Origin of the sequence: Phenylobacterium sp. (assembly GCF_016124325.1) — a bacterium.
Classification (GTDB): Bacteria; Pseudomonadota; Alphaproteobacteria; order Caulobacterales; family Caulobacteraceae; genus Phenylobacterium.
In genome coordinates, this window is the sequence record NZ_WGNY01000014.1 from 31,101 (window position 1) to 45,474 (window position 14,374).

Annotated in this window: 15 protein-coding genes; 4 read left to right on the top strand and 11 right to left on the bottom strand. The window is 72.7% G+C overall.

From position 1 onward, the window contains the following. The first annotated feature begins 55 nt into the window (after positions 1 to 55). Positions 56 to 409 carry a hypothetical protein gene (locus GC203_RS07115; RefSeq protein ID WP_293452823.1) on the top strand — a complete coding sequence of 118 codons (354 nt, stop codon included), beginning with the start codon at positions 56 to 58 and terminating at the stop codon, positions 407 to 409. Positions 410 to 413: 4 nt separating this feature from the next. Here the strand turns inward: GC203_RS07115 and GC203_RS07120 are convergent, their stop codons facing one another. From GC203_RS07120 to GC203_RS07160, 8 genes are all read right to left on the bottom strand, one after another. Next, complete coding sequence (locus GC203_RS07120; RefSeq protein ID WP_293452824.1) at positions 414 to 2,339, bottom strand: pyrroloquinoline quinone-dependent dehydrogenase; 1,926 nt, start codon at positions 2,337 to 2,339, stop codon at positions 414 to 416. A gap of 90 nt (positions 2,340 to 2,429) precedes the next feature. Then, positions 2,430 to 3,269, bottom strand: a complete 840-nt coding sequence (locus GC203_RS07125) for a LytTR family DNA-binding domain-containing protein (protein ID WP_293452825.1) — start codon at positions 3,267 to 3,269, stop codon at positions 2,430 to 2,432. Positions 3,270 to 3,331: 62 nt separating this feature from the next. Next, positions 3,332 to 5,176: a DNA helicase RecQ gene (recQ, locus tag GC203_RS07130; protein WP_293452826.1), complete on the bottom strand. Its 1,845-nt coding sequence runs from the start codon at positions 5,174 to 5,176 to the stop codon at positions 3,332 to 3,334. A gap of 58 nt (positions 5,177 to 5,234) precedes the next feature. Beyond that, complete coding sequence (locus GC203_RS07135) at positions 5,235 to 5,708, bottom strand: BLUF domain-containing protein (RefSeq protein ID WP_293452828.1); 474 nt, start codon at positions 5,706 to 5,708, stop codon at positions 5,235 to 5,237. Positions 5,709 to 5,768: 60 nt separating this feature from the next. Beyond that, positions 5,769 to 6,527, bottom strand: coding sequence for an enoyl-CoA hydratase/isomerase family protein (locus GC203_RS07140; RefSeq protein ID WP_293452830.1), 759 nt, complete (start codon positions 6,525 to 6,527; stop codon positions 5,769 to 5,771). 133 nt (positions 6,528 to 6,660) lie between these two features. Further along, positions 6,661 to 7,704 carry a TauD/TfdA family dioxygenase gene (locus GC203_RS07145; protein WP_293452831.1) on the bottom strand — a complete coding sequence of 348 codons (1,044 nt, stop codon included), beginning with the start codon at positions 7,702 to 7,704 and terminating at the stop codon, positions 6,661 to 6,663. An 11-nt stretch (positions 7,705 to 7,715) separates the two neighbouring features. After that, the gene (locus GC203_RS07150) at positions 7,716 to 9,464 is read right to left on the bottom strand and encodes an amidohydrolase family protein (protein ID WP_366501533.1); all 1,749 of its coding nucleotides are present in this window, start codon (positions 9,462 to 9,464) and stop codon (positions 7,716 to 7,718) included. A gap of 119 nt (positions 9,465 to 9,583) precedes the next feature. Continuing rightward, positions 9,584 to 10,042 (bottom strand): hypothetical protein, encoded by a 459-nt coding sequence (locus GC203_RS07160; RefSeq protein ID WP_293452832.1) that lies wholly within the window; start codon positions 10,040 to 10,042, stop codon positions 9,584 to 9,586. A 170-nt stretch (positions 10,043 to 10,212) separates the two neighbouring features. On the opposite strand from GC203_RS07160, the gene GC203_RS07165 reads away from it, so the two are divergent. The 3 genes from GC203_RS07165 to vsr all read left to right on the top strand — a co-directional run bounded on the left by GC203_RS07165 (position 10,213) and on the right by vsr (position 12,994). Beyond that, positions 10,213 to 11,337, top strand: a complete 1,125-nt coding sequence (locus GC203_RS07165) for a DNA cytosine methyltransferase (RefSeq protein WP_293452833.1) — start codon at positions 10,213 to 10,215, stop codon at positions 11,335 to 11,337. Positions 11,338 to 11,477: 140 nt separating this feature from the next. Next, a complete protein-coding gene (cysK, locus tag GC203_RS07170) occupies positions 11,478 to 12,467 on the top strand; it encodes a cysteine synthase A (protein ID WP_293452834.1) in 990 nt (329 codons plus the stop codon). Between the two features lie 128 nt (positions 12,468 to 12,595). After that, complete coding sequence (gene vsr, locus GC203_RS07175) at positions 12,596 to 12,994, top strand: DNA mismatch endonuclease Vsr (RefSeq protein ID WP_293452836.1); 399 nt, start codon at positions 12,596 to 12,598, stop codon at positions 12,992 to 12,994. On the opposite strand, the gene GC203_RS07180 is transcribed toward vsr, so the two are convergent. From GC203_RS07180 to GC203_RS07190, 3 genes are all read right to left on the bottom strand, one after another. Further along, positions 12,991 to 13,446: a hypothetical protein gene (locus tag GC203_RS07180; protein WP_293452838.1), complete on the bottom strand. Its 456-nt coding sequence runs from the start codon at positions 13,444 to 13,446 to the stop codon at positions 12,991 to 12,993. The genes vsr and GC203_RS07180 overlap by 4 nt on opposite strands. After that, positions 13,446 to 13,805: a glycine zipper 2TM domain-containing protein gene (locus tag GC203_RS07185; RefSeq protein WP_293452840.1), complete on the bottom strand. Its 360-nt coding sequence runs from the start codon at positions 13,803 to 13,805 to the stop codon at positions 13,446 to 13,448. Before GC203_RS07185 ends, GC203_RS07180 begins: the two co-directional genes overlap by 1 nt. A gap of 95 nt (positions 13,806 to 13,900) precedes the next feature. Next, entirely contained in the window at positions 13,901 to 14,368 is a 468-nt protein-coding gene (locus tag GC203_RS07190) for an OsmC family protein (RefSeq protein WP_293452841.1), read from the bottom strand. Positions 14,369 to 14,374 lie beyond the last annotated feature (6 nt).

Genomic DNA, 14,374 nt, shown 5'->3' on the forward strand with positions numbered 1-14,374 from the left:
GCGGCCGCAGACGGCGGTTCCCTGGCGAGGCGGAAGCCCAACCCGGGAGCCCCAGATGCGTGTCGCCCTTCTTGTCTTGGCCGCCGCCTGCGCGGCCGCCTCGCCGACATTCGGCCAGCCCGTTCTCGATCGCGCCGCCTACGCCGCCGAGATCGCCGACCAAAACCACCGAACCGACCTGCTGAACGCCGCCACCGTGCAGCGCAACGCAGAGATCGACGCGCGCAACGCCGCGACCAAAGCGGCCTACGAGGCCGCGGTGGCCGACCATCGCCGCGCGCTCGAGGCGCACGACGCCGCCGCGGCCCAGGCGGAGACGGAACACCAACGGGCGATGGAGGCCTGGCGGGTCGCGGTGGCCGCCTGCAAGGCCGGCGACCTCTCGGCCTGCGCCGGGCCCAAGCCCTAGTCCGTCAGGGAGCCGCCGGGTCGAGGGCGTAGGCGATCAGCGCGTCGCTCTGGACTTCCTCGGTGATCTTGGCCGAGCCGCCCGCGGCGATCACCACGTACTGACGGCCGCCCACCTCGTAGGTCATCGGTGTGGCGTGGGCGCTGGCGGGGAGTTCGGCGTTCCACAGCTCCTCGCCGGTCTCGGCGGAGAACGCCCGGAACCGGCGGTCCAGCGTGCCGCCCGAGAAGACCAGACCGCCGGCGGTGACGATCGGTCCGCCCAGGGCGAGCGAGCCCTTCGCGACCTCGCCGATGCCGGGCGCGATGTCTTCCAGCGAGCCCAGCGGCGTGCGCCAGGCGATCTCGCCCTTGGCCAGGTCAAGCGCCACCAGTTCGCCCCAGGGCGGCGGCACGCAGGGCGCGCCCGCGACCGGACCGCGCAGCGGCTGGCGGCTCATGGCGTAGGGCGTGCCGTGCTGCATGGTGGTCTCGGCGCGCAGGTCGCCCCGGTCGCCGCCCTCGAACTTCTCCTTGGGGATCAGGCGGACTTTGACCGGCAGGTTCGAGACCGAGACGATCAGGCGTTGGCGCCTGGCGTCCCAGGCGAAGCCGCTCCAGTTGATGCCGCCCACATTGCCGGGAACGGCGAGCGCGCCGGTCAGGCTGGGCGGCGTGAAGATCGAGGTTCCGCTGAGCTCGGCCAGGGCGGCTGCGCAAGCGCGGCGATCCTCGTCGTTGAGCCCGAACGCCTGATCGGGCGTGAAGGTCTGGGGCGCGAGGCCCGGCAGGGTGACGGGGAATGGCTGGGTGGGCGAGGCGGTCTCCCCGGGCGTGTCGCTGGGCGGGACGGGCCGCTCCTCGATGGGCAGCACCGGCGCGCCGCTCGCCGGATCCAGAGCGTAGACCATGCCGGTCTTGTTGCCGGCGATGACCACGGGCGTTTCGCGGCCGTCCAGGGTGAGGGTCGTGGCCAGCGGGGCGGCGGCGGTGTCGTAATCCCACAGGTCGTGGTGCACGAGCTGGAAGCCCCAGGCGAGCTTGCCGGTGCGCACGTCGAGGGCGACCACCGAGTTCGACCAGCGGTCGTCGCCGGGGCGAAGGCCGCCGTAATAGTCGGGGCTGGCCGAGCCGGTCGGCACGAACACCAGATGGCGGGCGGGATCGGCGGAGAGGATCGTCCAGGCGTTGGCCGCCCCCGTCTTCCACGCCTCGGGTGCGACGCCTTCGGGCCGCTCGATCGGCTCCCACGACCAGAGAAGCTCGCCCGTGCGCGCATCGAAACCGCGGACCACCCCGTCCGGCATCTCGGCGTCGCCGTTGTCGTCGATCGCCGAGCCCACCACGACGACGTCGTCGACCACCACGGGCGGCGAGGTCATGTGGTAGTAGCCGGGCCGATAGCGTTTCACGTCCGTGAGGCTGACCTGGCCGTCGGTCCCGAACTTGGGGCAGGGCCGGCCGGTCGCCCCGTCGAGGGCCACGAGGCGGGCGTCGAGCGTCGCCTCGAAGATGGACAGCGCGCAGAGCGCGCGGCCGCCCTTCGGATCGGTCCAAGCGGCGACTCCACGATTGATGAGGCCGTCGCCGTACGGCAGCCGGCGGTCGATCTTCGGATCGAACGCCCAGAGCCGGCGGCCGGTGGCCGGATCGAGCGCCACGACGCGGCTGAAGGGCGTGGTCAGATACAGCCGGCCGTCGACCATCAGGGGGGTCGTCTCGAAACCGCTGCGGGGGCCGTCGGAGCCGTCGGCGATGTCGCCGGTGTGGAAGGTCCAGGCGGGCTTCAGGCGGGCGACGTTGGCCGGCGTGATCTGGTCCAGCGGCGAGAATCGCGTCCCGCCGGGGTCGCGGCCATAGGCGCCCCATTCGTCCGCCTGCGCCCCGCCGCCACCCGCCAACGCGAGCGTGGCGGCGGCTCCGAGCAATATCCTTCGCGCCAGTCCGGCCATGTCCCAACCTCCGATGCGGCGACCATGGCGGGGCCGACCAAGAGCGTCGAGACGGCTGGGACGAACGGCGGCGTGGCGGGGACGAACCCCTCAGGCGGCCACGGCGTCGCCGCCGCGCAGCGCTTCGAGCGCGGCGGGGAAGCGGCGGGACAGGGGCGCGGTCACGCCGCCGGACAGCTCCAGACGCATGTCGCCGCTCGACGTCGGCGCGACGACGCGGACGTGGGCGGGATTGACCAGCCACGAGCGGTGCGTACGCAGGAAGCCGGCGTCCGCCAGGTCCGCCTCCACCTTGGCCAGCGTGTCGCGCGCCAGGGTCCGGGCGCCGTCGGCCAGATGGAACTCGACGTAGTTGCGCGCCGAGTTCACCGCGACGATGTCTTCGACGGGTGCGCGTAGCGTCCGCGCTCCGTCCCGCACAACGTAGAGGCGCGGCTCGCCCTTCGCCGCGGACGCCGAGGCGTGAAGCCGCGCCGCCCAGTCGGACGTCCAGATCACGGCGGCGTAGACCACGTAGGCCAGCACGTCCTTGCGGTACTCGTAGAGCGGCTGCCACCAGCCGTAGGACCAGCCGGCGATAGCGAAGGCGGCTTTGCGCAGCGCCAGGAAGCCCACGATGTGCAGGACGCTGAAGGCGATGGTGGCCGGCGCGTGGACGAGCACGAAGCGCAGCCACCGGCCGCGCCCGGGCGGCGCGATCCGCAGCGTCCAGGCGACGAACGGCACCAGCGCCAGGTGAGCGAGGCCGCTGGAGTATTCCAGGATGAACGGCCTCACCGGCTGAAGGTCGGGGTTCTCGGCGAGCCGGGAGAGGGCGTTGACGGTGTTCTCGAGGGCGAAGAACAGGCCGATCGCGATCCACGCGGCCAGCAGCGCGCCCCGGGAACGGGCGGCGGCGGCTTTCTGATCGGACGTCGAAGGCGTGGTCATCGCGAACGAAGGCGGGTGGCTCGCTCCTGACTAGCGTGTCCAGGCGCCGGGCGGGAAGGTTTTCACCCGCCGAACCCCTCCACCACCTCCAGCACCGCCGCGCCGTAGTGCGCCAGCTTGGCCTCGCCGACGCCGTTGAGGCGGGCCAGCGCCGCGCGGGAGCCGGGCCGGACCGTGGCGATCTCGGCCAGGGTGCGGTCGTGGAAGATGACGTAGGGCGGCACGTGCTGGGCCTTGGCCTCGGACGCGCGCCAGGCCCGCAGGGCCTCGAACAGCGGCCGGTCGGCGGGCGACAGGGCTTCGGTCTCGCGGCTCTTGCGGCGCGACTTGCCGCCGCGCTCGGTCTCGTGCGGCTTCAGCATGGCCACCGGCCGCTCGCCGCGGAAGACGGCGCGCACGGCGTCCGGGTCGCCCAGGCCCACCAGCGGGCGGCCGTCGTTGGGATCCTCGCGCAGCAGGCCCTCGAAGAGGAGCTGTTCGACGAGATCGCGCCACTGGCCGGCCGGGAGCTCCTGGCCGATCCCCCAGGTCGAGAGGCCCGTCTCCCAGTCGCTGACGTCCTTGGTCTTGCCCAGCAGATGGTCGACCAGCCGGCCGCGCCCGAACCGCCCGTTCAGGCGGTGGGCCGCCGACAGCGCCTTCTGGGCGGGCACGGTGGCGTCGACGGTCTCGACGCCGCCCGAGCAGACGTCGCACTGGCCGCAGGGCTCGACGCCCTCCTCGCCGAAGTAGCGGCGCACGGCGGCGGCGCGGCAGCCGGTGCCGTCCAGCATGGCGTAGAGCTGGCGCACCTTGCGCGCCTGGACCTGCTTGACCGCCTCGTCCATCTCGCGCTCGGCCGTGCGGCGCAGCGCCCAGGCCATGTCGGAGGCGCCGTAGAGCGTGATGCCTTCGGCCGGCTCGCCGTCGCGCCCCGCCCGGCCGATCTCCTGCCAGTAGGCCTCGATGGAGGCGGGCGGGTCGGCGTGGATCACGAAGCGGACATCCGGCTTATCGACCCCCATGCCGAAGGCGATGGTGGCCACCATCACCGCCGCGTCGGCCTCCAGGACCTCCTCCAGCCGGTCGGTGCGCACCTGCTTGTCGAGGCCGGCGTGGTAGGCGAGCGCGGGCACGCCCGCCGCGCGGAGGGATTCGGCCAGGGCTTCGGTCTTGTCGCGGGAGCCGGCGTAGACCACCCCCGAACGGCCGGGCCGGGCGGTCACCAGCTCGATCACCCGCTTGCTCGCCCCGCCCCGCTTGCGCTCGGCCGACAGGATCAGCTCGGGGCGGGCGAAGCTGGCGACGAACTCGGCCGAGTCCTCCAGGCGAAGCTCGGCGCGGATGTCCTCGCGGGTGCGGGCGTCGGCGGTGGCGGTGACGGCCAGCCGCGGCACGGCGGGGAACAGATCGGCCAGGCGGCCCAGCATCCGGTACTCGGGCCGGAAGTCGTGGCCCCACTGGCTGACGCAGTGGGCCTCGTCGATGGCGATGATCGAGAGCGACAGCCGCGAGAGCCGGTCCAGCATGTGGGGCTGCATCAGCCCTTCCGGCGACACGTAGAGCAGGTCCAGCTCGCCGCGCTCGATGCGCCGCCAGGTCTCGGTGCGCTCGTCGAGGCCGATGTTGGAGTCGAGCCGCGCGGCGGCCACGCCCGATTGGATGAGGGCGGCGACCTGGTCGGTCATCAGGGCGATCAGCGGCGAGACCACCAGCCCCAGGCCGGGGCGCAGCATGGCGGGGATCTGGTAGCAGAGGCTCTTGCCGCCGCCGGTGGGCAGCACGGCCATGGCGCTGCGCCCCGCCATCACCTCGCCGATGACGTCGGCCTGCAGGCCGCGGAAGTCGGCATGGCCGAAGGTGCGGCGCAGGACGTCGCGCGCGGCGTCGAGCGGCGAGGGCCGCGCTTCGGCGAGGGCGGAGGTCATCCGATCCTTATGGACCCGACTCGCCCGTGGGCGCCATGCGCGGCGCGTGTTTTCCGGGTCAGACGATGGCGTCGAGCGTCGTGCGGTGCTGGATGCCGCGCACCGCCTTCAGCAGCCGCAGGGCGCCCGCGCCCGACAGCGTCGCGGGCCGGAAGGCCTCGCGCTGCGCCAGGGCGTCGAGGATCGCGTCGTCGGCCGCGCTGAGGCGGCGGGCGCACATGTTCCAGTCGCCGAACTCGCGGGCGTCGGCCGGGCCGGCGGAGAGCAGCTTGAGGTCGTCGTGCCGCGGATCGTCGAGGATCCGGCGATAGGTGGTCATGACCGCCTCGGCGGCGCCTTCGAGCGCCTGGACGAACCAGCCGTCGTGAACGAGCAGGAGGCCGGTCAGGCCGACCTCGCGGTTCCGGGCGATCGAAGCACGGATGATCTCGCCCAGGGCGTTATCGAGGTCGCCGGGCGCGATGCGCTGGCGGCTGGCGTAGATGAGGCGGTGCAGCGTGCGGCTGCTGGAAATCGCGTCGAAGTCGGACATGCGGAGGCTCTTGAAGAGATCCGCACCCTCTCAAATCAGGCTCAAGATTCGGCTAACGGGTCAGCCGGCCTGCTTCACCGACTTGCTCTGGAATCCCGCGATTCGCTCGGCCATGTCAGGGCCGCGCCCCTCGCCGCGGTAGATTTCGTGGGCCAGGCCCTCGGAAAGCGTGAGGCCATCTGTCGCACGCAGCAGGCGCTTGTTGGCGCGGTGGCTGAACCAGGAGTTGGCCAGGATGTCGGCGCAGAGCTGCGCCAGCCGGTGGTCGAACTCGGCGTCGGGGACGCAGAAGTCGGCCAGACCGATGGCGGCGGCCTCCGGCCCGCGCACGGTGCGGCAGGTGAGCATCATCTCCCGCGCGCGATAGGTCCCGACCCGGCGCGGCAGGCGCTGGCTCATGCCCCAGACCGGGGTCAGCGCCCACTTGGCGTGGGTGTCGGCGAAGCGCGCGTCCTCGGCGGCGAAGACGATGTCGCCGGCCAGGGCGAGCTCCAGCGCGCCGGTGTAGCAGTGGCCGTGGACGGCGCTGATCACCGGCTGCGGCAGGTCGGCCAGCCGCTCGATCACCTTCGACTGGAAGAAGGGCTCGGGCAGCTTCTCGCCCGTGGCGATGTCGGAGAGGTCGTGGCCGGCGGAGAAGCAGCGCCCGGCGCCCTTCACGACCACCAGGCCCACGGTCTCGGTCTGGCCGGCGATGGCGCGCACGTGGGCGTCCAGTTCCCCGAACAGCTCGACGTTCAGCGCGTTGAGCTTATCGGGCCGGTTCAGCGTGAGGATCGCCGCGCCGTCGCGGTCGGTGCGGAGGACGAGGTCGGTCATTGCGGTTTCCTGGCGCGAGGTCGGAGCGAGGCCCCCTCCACCGCGTTCCGCGGTCCCCCTCCCCCGCGTCGCGAGGGAGGAGCGCTCCTCCCCCGCTGGCGGGGGAGGTGGCCCGAAGGGTCGGAGGGGGCGCTCACGCTTGAGCGTCCATGCGGCTGATCGAGAGCTTCTTCGCCCAGTGGGTTCCCATGCGGTTCACGAACTGGGGCGGGCGTTCCGTGAGCACCTCGGTCTCCAGCCACAGGCGCTTCAGGTGGCGGATCTTCCCGGCGGCGCGGTCGTCCACGTAGGGCGTGCGGCCGTGCAGGACGTGGAAGTTGTTGATGAACTGCAGGTCGCCGGGGCGGAAATCCATGATCACGGAATACTCGCCGCCCTCGGCCGTCTCCTGCATCCAGGTCAGGGCCTCGGCGGCCGCCTCGGTCAGGCGCGGGGCGTCGGCGTGGCGCTGGCTGGCCAGGATGTAGGGCCGGATCAGGCGGATGAAGAGCCGGTCGTTCAGCCGTGTGAACACCGGCATCAGGTACCAGCCGGGGCGGCCGGGCGCCTGTTCGCCGCGGTAGTCGAAGGGCTGCGGCTTGTAGAGCTCGGCCGCCAGGTCGGGGCGTTCGCGCACCAGCCGGTTGTGCAGGGCCACCGAGTTGCAGACCGCCGACAGCCCGCCCGAGACGCCGGTCTGCAGGCACATCAGGCCCACGAGGTCGGAGCCGTCGCAGTGGAAGTCGAGGCCGACGAGGCCGATCTCGTTGCCGCGGCTGGTGGGGTCGCCCGGCGCCTTGCCGTGGTCGGTGACGTCGCCCAGCAGGTGGCCCTTGGCGTTCTGCGGCCAGGGCTTGCCCAGGTGCATGCCGATTCCCCAGTAGGCGAGGCACATCTGGTCGTTGGTCCAGCGCTCGCGAGGCAGGCCGCGGATCAGGACGAAGCCGCGCCCGTCGATCAGCTCCGCCTCGATGGCCTTCAGGCGGGGCGCGAGCGTCGGCAGCGGGAAGTCGGCCTTGCCGATCGCCATGAAGTCGGCCGACCGCGCCGCGGCGTGGGCCACGGCCGCCTCCAGTTCGTCCACCTCGGCGGGGGAGAGATGTTCGGTCCAGGCGGCCGGGTCGGCCATGTCCTTCGCCGTCCACTCGCAGGCCGTCTCCAGGACCTCGGGGCGGAACTCGGGGGTCACCGCATTCATGGGCCGGCCTCCTATTCCGCGGCCATGGCGGCCGGGGCGTGGGTGGCCCCGCGCAGCAGCCGCCCGGGCAGGGCGCCCGTGGGCTCGCCGTCGCGGTAGGTGACCTGGCCGGCGACGACGGTGGCCGTGTAGCCTTCCGCGCGCTGGATCAGCCGCCGCCCGCCGGTGGGCAGGTCGTAGGTCACCTGGGGCGCCTTCAGCTTCAGGTGGTCGTAGTCGATGACATTGAGGTCGGCCCGGTAGCCGGGCTGCACCAGGCCCCGGTCGTAGAGGCCGATCAGTTCGGCCGTATCGCGGCACTGGCCCTTGACCATCTTCTCCAGCGGCAGCGTCGGGCCGCGCTTCCGGTCGCGCGTCCAGAAGGCCATGTTGGTGGTCGGGAACGAGCCGTCGCAGATCATGCCGACGTGGGCGCCGCCGTCCGAGAGGCCGGGGACCACGCAGTCGTGCTGCAGCATCGTGCGCACATGGTCGAGGTTATTCTCGGCGTAGTTCAGGAGCGGCAGGTAGAGCATGCCGCGACCGTTCCCCTCCCCGCCGTCCAGCATGTGGTCCAGCGCCACCTCGTAAGGATCGACCCCGCGCGCCGCGGCGATGGCGGCGATGGAGCGGTCGGGCGTGGGTTCGTAGTCGGGTTCGTCGCCCATGGGATAGATGCGGTCCCAGGCTCGGGCGGGCGACAGGCCGGGCGCGCGGGCGTTCTCGGCCTCCTCGGCCAGCAGGCGGGCGCGGAAGCCGGGGTCGCGCAGGCGGGCCACGCGCTCGGCCAGCGGCAGGGCCTTGATCTCGCGATAGCTGGGGTGGCTGGAGAACGGATTGACCGTCAGCTCCAGGCCGAACAGCACGCCCACCGGCCGGGTGGCCACCTGGGCGCGGATGGTCAGGCCCGCCGCCTTGGCCTCGGTCATCTGCGCCAGGAAGAACTTCCAGGAGTCGGCGTTCAGCGGGCTCTGCAGCAGCGAGAAAGACATCGGCCGGCCCGACCGCTCCACCACCCGGCGCAGCATGGCGAACTCGTCCTCGGCGTCGCGGAAGTCGGAGACCACCTGCAGCGCGCCCCGGCCGGCGGCGGCCATGCCCATGGCGATGCCGGTCAGCTCGTCCTCGCCGGCGGTCAGGGTGGCGATCGGCGAACCGTCCGAGCTGCGGTGGTTGAGGGTGCGCGAGGTGCCGAAGCCCAGGGCGCCGGCTTCCATCGACCGCTTGGCGATGGCCGCCATGGCGTTGATGTCGGCCTCGGTGGCCGGCTCGCGATCGACGCCGCGCTGGCCCATGACGTAGACGCGCAGCGCCGCGTGCGGAAGCTGGCTGCCCACGTCCACGTCGAAGCGGCGCTTGCCGAGGCTGTCGAGATAGTCGGGATAGCTCTCCCAGTTCCACGGCAGGCCGTCGGCCAGCACGGGGAAGGGGATGTCCTCGACGCCCTCCATCAGCCGGATCAGCCGGTCGTGGTCGCCGGGCCGGCAGGGGGCGAAGCCGACGCCGCAGTTGCCCATGACGACGGTGGTGACCCCGTGCCAGGACGACGGCTGCATGCGCTCGTCCCAGGTGGCCTGGCCGTCGTAGTGGGTGTGGACGTCCACGAAGCCGGGCGTGACGATCTGGCCGCGGGCGTCGATTTCCTCGGCGCCTGCGCCGGCGATGCGGCCCACGGCGGCGATGCGGCCGTCGCGCACGCCGACGTCGGCTTCGAAGCCCGGCGCGCCGGTCCCGTCCACCACGGTCCCGCCCCGGATGACGAGGTCGAAGGCCTTGTCCATGGCGTCCTCCCGATCCGCGGTCCACGTACCGCGTTTTCCGACATTAAACCCCCTGCCCCAGGGGGAGGGTCAAGCGGAAGCCGAGGAAGGGTCCGGACGGCGGGCGCCGGCGCGGAGGGTCAGCTCGCCTTGGCTGCCGGCGCCGCCGGCTTCGCAGGCGCGGAAACCTTGGTCGCGCAGCCCTGCAGGACGTCGGTGGTGACGTCCACCTCGGCCGTGTAGGGCATCCGCTTCTGCTCGGGGTTGTTGTCGCAGAAGCTGGAATAGAGCGTGACGGTGAAGACCTGGTTGTCCGGGCTGATGGCCTGCCACTGCGCCTGGCCCGGCTCGATCGTCGCCCCTTCCGCCGTGGCGACGACATCGGCCTCGCCCTCGCGCTTCAGGGTGAGGGTCGTGCCGTCGATGGTCAGCGACCAGGCGGGGTCGTCGCCCCGCGCCGTGATGACGCCGCTGATGTCGATCTTGGAGGGCGGGTGGCTGGGCGCGGGCGCCGGGCCTTCTTCGTCGCGGGTGCAGCTGGCGAGAATGAGGGCCGCGCCCAACGGGACGAGCGCCGCGATGAGAAGTTGTTTGCTCATGGTCCCCCCATACCGGATCGGCTGTGGTCGGCGCCAGGGGCCCCGCCCGGCGACATGGCGACACGGGCCTCGTCGTCGCGACCATCCGGGTCTTCGAGGTTGGCCCGCCGCGCGCGCGGGCCGCGGGCGCATCTTCCGATCCGCCCGACGCAGGCTAGACTCGCCGCGAGATGAGTCGGCCGCCGCTCTCCTTCTACGAATTCTTCGCCGGCGGCGGCATGGCCCGGCTGGGCCTCGGCGACGGCTGGCGCTGCCTGTTCGCCAACGACTTCGACCGGGTGAAGGCGGCGACCTACCGGGCGAACTTCCCCGACGCGGACGGCCATTTCCACGAGGGCGACGTCTGGGCGCTGGACGCCGCCGGCCTGCCCGGCCGCCCCGACCTCGCCTGGGCCTCCAGCCCCTGCCAGGACTTCAGCCTCGCCGGCGCCCGCGCGGGCCTGAACGGCGGCCGCTCCTCGGCCTTCTTCGGGTTCTGGCGGCTGATGGAGGCGCTGGACGGCGAGGGCCGCGCGCCGCGGGTCATCGTGATCGAGAACGTGGTGGGGCTGCTGAGCTCCCACGGCGGGGCCGACTTCGCCGCCCTGGGCGCGGCGCTGGCCGCCCGCGGCTACCGCTTCGGCGCGCTGGAGATCGACGCGGCGGCGACGCTGCCCCAGTCCCGGCCGAGGGTGTTCGTGGTGGCCGCGCGCGAGGCGCCTCCGGCCCTGACCGGCGACAGCCCGTTCCACACCCGCGCCGTCCGCCAGGCCGCCGCGACGCTGCCGCCCGAGGTGGCGGCCCATTGGGTGTGGTGGCGGCTGGCCGCGCCGCCCGCGCGCAACACCGACCTCGCCGCGATCCTTGAACCCGACTCCGCCGTCGCCTGGCATACGCCGGACCAGACCGCGCGCCTGCTCGGACTGATGGGGCCGCTGCACCGCGCGCGGGTGGAGGCCCAGAAGGGCCGCGCCGTGGGCACCGTCTTCCGCCGCACGCGCCTCGAGGACGGACAGGTCGCCCAGCGCGCCGAGGTGCGGTTCGACGGGCTCGCGGGCTGTCTGCGCACGCCGCGCGGCGGCTCCTCGCGCCAGGCGATCCTGGTGGTGGAGCGGGGCCGGGCGCGCTCGCGCCTGCTCAGCCCGCGCGAGGCCGCCCGGCTGATGGGCCTGCCCGAGAGCTACCGCCTGCCGCACGGGGTGACCAACGCCCTGCACGTGGCCGGCGACGGGGTGGCGGTCCCGGTGGTGCGCTGGCTGGCGCAGGAGCTGCTGGAACCGCTGCTCAGCCCCGCGGCGGCGATGGCGGCGGAGTAGCTGGCGGCGACAAGGCGGGAGGATCGATCCGCTCCGCCCCCAGGCCCGCGCGCCTTCTTCGCACGCCCGGCTGGCGAGAGGCGTTCGGAAGTCCTAGGTTCCGCTCACGAAGGGCAGCCGAAACGCCAAGAGGCCCGATCATGGACGCCACCCCCGACAAATCCTACGACGCCGCGCGCTACCATCGCTCGGGCCGCGGCCGGATCTACGACTCCGTCCTCGACCTGATCGGCGACACGCCGCTCGTGCGCCTGCCGCACCTGACCGCGGCGCTGAAGCCCAAGGCCGAGGTCGTCGCCAAGCTGGAGTTCTTCAACCCGATCTCCTCGGTGAAGGACCGCATCGGCGTGGCCATGGTGGAGTATCTGGAGGCCAAGGGGGTGCTGAAGCCCGGCGGCCAGATCGTCGAGCCCACCTCCGGCAACACTGGCATCGCCCTGGCCTTCGTCTGCGCGGCCAAGGGCTACAAGTGCACCCTGGTGATGCCCGAGAGCATGTCGCTGGAGCGGCGCAAGATGCTGGTGCTGCTGGGCGCGCACCTCGAGCTGACCCCGGCCGAGAAGGGCATGGCCGGCGCCGTGGCCCGCGCCAAGGAGATCGTCGACGCCAACCCCGGCGCGGTGATGCCGCAGCAGTTCGACAACGCCGCCAACCCGCTGATCCACCGGGTCTCGACCGCCGAGGAGATCTGGAACGACACCGACGGCCGCGTCGATGCGGTGATCTCGGGCGTCGGCACCGGCGGCACCATCAGCGGCGTCGGCCAGGTGCTGAAGGCGCGCAAGCCCTCGGTGAAGATGATCGCCGTCGAGCCCCAGGCCTCGCCGGTGCTGTCGGGCGGCCAGCCCGGCCCGCACAAGATCCAGGGCATCGGCGCGGGCTTCGTGCCCTCGATCCTGGACCGCGGCGTGATCGACGAGGTGGTGCAGGTCTCCAACGACGACAGCTTCGCCATGGCCCGGCGCGTGGCCCGGGACGAGGGCATCCCCGTGGGCATCTCCTCGGGCGCGGCCCTCACGGCGGCCTTCGACGTCGCCAGCCGCGACGACATGGCCGGCAAGCTGGTGGTGGCCATCATCCCGAGCTTCGCCGAGCGCTACATCTCGACCGCCCTGTTCGACGGGCTGTGATCCGGCCGCGCCCCCCAAGGCCCTCTCCCCCTTGCGGGGAGAGGGTTGGGAGTGGGGGTGTCGTCTCCGAGAGTCCGGTTCTCGCACCCCCACCCCCAGCCCCTCCCCGCAAGGGGGAGGGGAGCGACGTGTTCGACCCCGAGAAGCGCTCGGCCGTCATGCGGCGGGTGAAAGGGCGCGACACCTCGCCGGAGCTGAAGGTGCGCAAGGCGCTGACCCGGCTGGGCGCGCGCTACCGTCTTCACCGGAAGGACCTGCCCGGCAGTCCCGACATCGTCATGCCGGGCCGCCGCCTGGCGATCTTCGTCCACGGCTGCTTCTGGCACGGCCACGACTGCGCGCGCGGCGCCCGCGTCCCGAAGCAGAACCGCGACTACTGGGTGGCCAAGGTGGGCCGCAACGTGGCCCGCGACGCCCGGACCGCCGAGGCGCTCGCCGCGCTGGGCTGGCGCGTCGAGACGATCTGGGAGTGCGAGCTGAAGGACGCCGCGACGCTGGAGGCGCGGCTCGCGGCGCTCCTCTCCTAGCTGACGCCGTCCGGCGTGCCGTTCTTGGCGGGCGGCGGCGCGCAGTTCCCGGCGCGGGCCTGGACCACGTAGAGCAGGGCGCGGGTGTGGGCGTAGGCGTTGTGCTCGGCCAGCGGCGTGGTGGGATCGCCGGTGAGCAGGCTGGTGCTCTCGCCGTCGCCGCCCGGCTGGGTCAGGGCCTGCTGGTTCCAACGCGAGAGCTGGGTCCCGCAGGCGGCCGCCACGGCCTCGGCGACCGCGCCGGCCTCGTCGCGCGACGGAGCCAGGCTGTAGGCCCAGCGGCGCACGCAGTCGTCCAGCGCCGCGGCCTCGGCGGAAGCCCCGGGCGCCGGCGTCGCCTTGGGCGCCTTGAAGTCGAAGCACATGGCCGCGTTCGGCCGCTGCGCGGGCGGGCCGCCGCACCCGGCCAGGGCGGCGGCGGCGAGGGCCAGGCCCACCAGGGTCGGGCGCATCAGCGGCGGTCGCTCACCGGCTGCACGGCGACCACATTGCCGTACTGGTCGTAGTAGACCTTGCGGACCGCCCCGGCGGGCTCATGCGAGCTCGATGAGGTCCTGGAGGAGGTCCGGTTCGACCGCGAACTGGCGTAGCGCGGGGCGCTCTTGCACCCGGCCGCGCCGATCTCGTGGCCCACCACGGCGCCGCCCAGGCCGCCGATGAGCAGGCCGCCCGCGCCGTGCGAGACGGCGTTGCCCAGCACCGCGCCGCCCACGCCGCCCAGCACCGTGCCGGTGGTCTTGCGGCTCTTGCAGGTGGCTGCGTCGGCGTTCAGCGGCGCCAGGGCGAGGGGCAGCGCCAGGAGGGCGGCCACGCCTGCCGAAATCGATGTTCTGCGCATGATGGTCGGTGTCATCCCAGTTTCGTCCCGGCGCAGGTAACGCGCGAAACGCGATCGGGATGCAGGGCTCAGGCGGGGACGACCTCTTCCACCGTCACCTCGGTTTTCACCGAGTTGGCGATGAAGCACTCCTCGTGGGCTTCGTGGTGCAGGGCGTCGCGTTCGGCCTCGGTGGGGCGGCGGCCCTCGTAGGTGATCTCCGGCCGCAAGGTCACGCGGGTGACGGCCATGCGGTCGCCGTCGATCTTCTCCATCACGCCCTCGGCCACGTCGCGGTAGGCGGTGACGACGAAGCCCGCCAGCCGCGCCTTATGCAGGAAGGTGAGCATGTGGCAGTTGGAGAGCGCGGCGACGAACATCTCCTCGGGATCGACGGCGCCGGGCGCCGCCCACTTGCCGACCACATGGCGCGAGGCGGTCGCCGGCACCACGTGCTCGGCGAAGCTGACGGTGTGCGCGCGGCCGTAGCGGCCCTTGAGGAAGTCGTCAGGCGTCTCCCGCAGCGTCCACGCGATCGTCGCCCGATAGGTCGCCACGGGACC